Genomic DNA, 2,682 nt, shown 5'->3' on the forward strand with positions numbered 1-2,682 from the left:
GGATGAAGCAGTCTGGGTCAAACAAGCACTGGAAAAAAATCAACCAGGAAAGCCAGTACGGGTGATAAATCCTGATGATGAATCGATACGAATTTTTTCATGGCTTGCTGATAATTTCCCTGATTTACAATATTTTAAACTTCAACTATTAGATGCCAGTAATCTAAGATTGACAGTGAGTAAGCAACGGAACGCTATCACACAGCAACTAATCGATAATCTTATTAAAGGATTACTGCAAACTATGCCATATGCCAGCAATATAAGTATTGCGGTATTAGATGATAATGTATTGGAAAGTCAGGCTATTGAAACGTTGTCAGCGATAGGTCTTTCTTATGAAAAATATAAAACAGCTAACAATGTGTATTTCAATATCATTGGTACGTTAAGTGACAGTGAATTAAATAAAATTAATAACTATGTTGACGAATATTATAAACAATGGGGTAAACAATATGTAAGATTTAATGTGAATTTGAAAAATCAGGACACAAATAATAGTTCATTTAGCTACGGAGATAACCGATTCGAGAAGTCTCAAGGTAGCAAGTGGACATTTCAGGAATAATTGAGGAAGACTTATGGCAGATTGGAATGGTTATATTATGGACATCAGCAAACAATTTGATCAGGGCGTTGATGATCTGAACCAGCAAGTTGAAAAAGCGTTGGAGGATTTAGCAACCAATCCTTCCGACCCGAAATTCCTTGCCGAATATCAAAGTGCATTAGCTGAGTATACATTATATCGAAATGCGCAATCTAACGTTGTAAAAGCGTATAAAGATCTTGATTCGGCAATCATACAAAACTTCCGCTAAACTGGATAAGGATTTTATTATGTCAGTAAGCAATATGCCACCTATTGATAGAGCTGAGCAATCAACTGCTCATGAAATACAGCAAGCGAAAGTGATTGATTTAAATGACCGGGTTCTCAATCTTGACAACCCGGATGATAAAATGATCTCCGCTTTTGCTAACTATGCTGTACAAACTGAAAATTGGCAGCAAAATGCGTTACAAGCATTAACGTCTGATAAAAAAGGATTAACTCCTGAAAAATTATTAGTCTTGCAGGATCATGTGCTTAATTATAATGTCGAGGTTTCATTGGTGGGAACATTAGCAAGAAAAATTGTCGCTGCAGTTGAGACGTTGACCCGCTCATGAAATATATATCATTATTATTGTTTATCCTGCTGTTGTGCGGCTGCAAGCAGCAGGAATTACTGAACCATCTTGATCAACAGCAAGCTAATGATGTCCTTGCTGTTTTACAAAGACATAATATTAATGCTGAAAAGAAGGATCAAGGCAAAACTGGATTCTCAATCTATGTTGAACCAACGGATTTTGCTTCTGCGGTGGATTGGCTAAAAATCTACAATCTCCCGGGTAAGCCTGATATTCAAATATCGCAGATGTTCCCTGCAGATGCACTCGTTTCATCTCCACGAGCGGAAAAAGCAAGGCTATATTCTGCTATTGAGCAGCGGTTAGAGCAATCTCTCAAAATTATGGATGGTATTGTTTCTTCGAGAGTACATGTTAGTTACGATGTTGATACTGGCGATAGTGGTAAAACTGCTTTACCAATTCATATTTCTGTACTTGCAGTATATGAAAAAGATATCAATCCAGAAATAAAAATAAATGACATAAAGAGATTTATTGTTAATAGTTTTGCAAGCGTACAATATGAGAATATTTCTGTTGTATTGTCAAAACGAAGAGACATTATTGAGCAAGCACCAACATATGAAATTAGCGAACCTGTTTTTGCTTATGATAAGGCTATGCCGGTTTCTATCTTACTTGCATTAATATCCGTAGCGACTTGCTGGCTGTTATGGAAGTATAGGGCCATTCTAACTAATTTAGTCAGGTTGAAAATTAAGTAGACATATGAGAACGTTATGAATCTTGCCCTAAGAAAGATTATATATGATCCAATTAGTTATATTCATCCTCAACGAGTAAGCTTGAATAATACACCTATTAACAATCCGGTGCTGAGATCTATTACCAATGAAATGATTCTCCTGCAGTATAATCTTTCAGTTGAACATTTTAATCTGAATAGTTCACTTATTTACTACATAAACAATTGGAATTTACTTCCATTGATCTGTTTACTCAGTGGTTGTCACTTTTATCGAGAAAGGTTTGCAGAACGCGGGTTTTTTTATAAGGTTCCTGATGTACTAAGGGATTATTTATCAGCTATACCGCTGGAAATAAATGAAAAGGCACGATACAAACCCGGCATCGCTAACTATCACAATATCATCACATGTGGTTTTTCAACGTTGTTACCCTATATAAGGCAACAACCATTGGCAATGCAGCAACGATTTAATTTATTATTTCCTGATTTTGTTGACCACATACAATCGCCGTTACCACTTGCATCAACACTTTTAGAGAGAATTACATTTTATGCGAAAAAAAATAGAGATGAGCTTGATAAAATCTCCTGCAAATGGTGTTGTGATTAAAAGAAAAATTTCTGATGGATTGAAAGAAATAGTTTCTCTTAAAGAAAAAATCCTTCTTGAAACCACCGCAAAAATTCAGAGTATTGAGGAAAAGAGAGAAGAAAAATTTATTCAAGGTTATTATGATGGCTATACAAAAGGCATTATTGATGAGATGGATAATTTTATACCCTTGATA

5 protein-coding genes and 1 pseudogene are annotated in these 2,682 nt (G+C 35.3%); all 6 read left to right on the forward strand.

Going from position 1 to position 2,682, the window contains the following annotated elements; translation table 11 throughout:
* A partial coding sequence (locus tag RTW80_RS23765) for a PrgH/EprH family type III secretion apparatus protein (protein WP_312720497.1) occupies positions 1-571 on the forward strand: 571 nt, incomplete at its 5' end.
* Positions 572-584: 13 nt separating this feature from the next.
* Complete coding sequence (locus RTW80_RS23770) at positions 585-824, forward strand: type III secretion system needle complex protein (protein WP_000796272.1); 240 nt, start codon at positions 585-587, stop codon at positions 822-824.
* Positions 825-843: 19 nt separating this feature from the next.
* Positions 844-1,176, forward strand: a complete 333-nt coding sequence (gene sctI, locus RTW80_RS23775; RefSeq protein ID WP_000116719.1) for a type III secretion system inner rod subunit SctI — start codon at positions 844-846, stop codon at positions 1,174-1,176.
* On the forward strand, positions 1,173-1,907 hold the full coding sequence (locus tag RTW80_RS23780; RefSeq protein WP_000875246.1) for an EscJ/YscJ/HrcJ family type III secretion inner membrane ring protein: 735 nt from the start codon (positions 1,173-1,175) through the stop codon (positions 1,905-1,907). The genes sctI and RTW80_RS23780 overlap by 4 nt, the downstream gene beginning before the upstream one ends.
* Before the next feature lie 15 nt (positions 1,908-1,922).
* Positions 1,923-2,504, forward strand: coding sequence for a type III secretion apparatus protein OrgA/MxiK (locus RTW80_RS23785; RefSeq protein ID WP_001333803.1), 582 nt, complete (start codon positions 1,923-1,925; stop codon positions 2,502-2,504).
* A pseudogene (locus RTW80_RS23790) lies at positions 2,497-2,682 on the forward strand (type III secretion apparatus protein OrgA/MxiK); the annotation flags it as partial. The gene RTW80_RS23785 and the pseudogene RTW80_RS23790, both read left to right, overlap by 8 nt.

The organism is Escherichia sp. AM3 (assembly GCF_032029835.1).
In the GTDB taxonomy this organism is placed as follows: domain Bacteria; phylum Pseudomonadota; class Gammaproteobacteria; order Enterobacterales; family Enterobacteriaceae; genus Escherichia; species Escherichia coli.

What these genes read in the sequence shown, in the direction of transcription:
- RTW80_RS23785 (WP_001333803.1), top strand. Translation starts at nt 1,923, where the DNA reads ATGAATCTTGCCCTAAGAAAGATTATATATGATCCAATTAGTTATATT.
- RTW80_RS23780 (WP_000875246.1), top strand. Translation starts at nt 1,173, where the DNA reads ATGAAATATATATCATTATTATTGTTTATCCTGCTGTTGTGCGGCTGC.
- RTW80_RS23770 (WP_000796272.1), top strand. Translation starts at nt 585, where the DNA reads ATGGCAGATTGGAATGGTTATATTATGGACATCAGCAAACAATTTGAT.
- sctI (WP_000116719.1), top strand. Translation starts at nt 844, where the DNA reads ATGTCAGTAAGCAATATGCCACCTATTGATAGAGCTGAGCAATCAACT.